1 pseudogene is annotated in these 533 nt (G+C 65.7%); it reads left to right on the top strand.

The features are described from left to right. Nucleotides 1–533: pseudogene (locus AAZU54_RS27270) on the top strand (RHS repeat-associated core domain-containing protein); the annotation flags it as partial.

The raw sequence follows: 533 nt of genomic DNA, 5'->3' as shown, positions 1-533 counted from the left end.
CGATGTGCTCAAGCAGGGCGTGCTCTACCACGCCGCGGACGGTCGCAGCCACGCCTACCCGCTGCCGAAAATCGGCAAGCACCATTACGACGCCATCGAAGGCCTGGTGCTGATTCGCACCCAAGAGGCGCAACTGGTCATCGCCCGCGGCTATGCCAGCCAGGAAAGCTACCAGCGCCAGGGCGATCGCTTCGTGCTGCAGAGCATCCGCCAACGCGGCGGCGCGCGTATCGACCTGCACTATGAGCACCATCACCAGGGCACCCCGGTGCTGTCGGACCTAGTGACCTACCAGAACGAGGTGCAGCACCAGCACCTGGCCACCGCGCTCGACGAACACGGTCGGATCAGTGCGCTGTGGCAGGTGCGCAACGGCCAGCCACACCGCCAGCTGGCCGCCTATCGCTACGACGAACACGGCGACCTGCTGCAGGCCGACGATGAGCACCAGGCCAGCTGGAGCTACCAGTACCAGGATCACCTGATCACCCGTTACAGCGACCGCAGCGGGCGCGGCATCAACCTGCAATGGC

Source organism: Pseudomonas sp. Je.1.5.c (assembly GCF_051129895.1).
Taxonomy (GTDB): Bacteria; Pseudomonadota; Gammaproteobacteria; order Pseudomonadales; family Pseudomonadaceae; genus Aquipseudomonas; species Aquipseudomonas urmiensis.
This window is presented reverse-complemented; position numbering and strand designations above follow the sequence as displayed.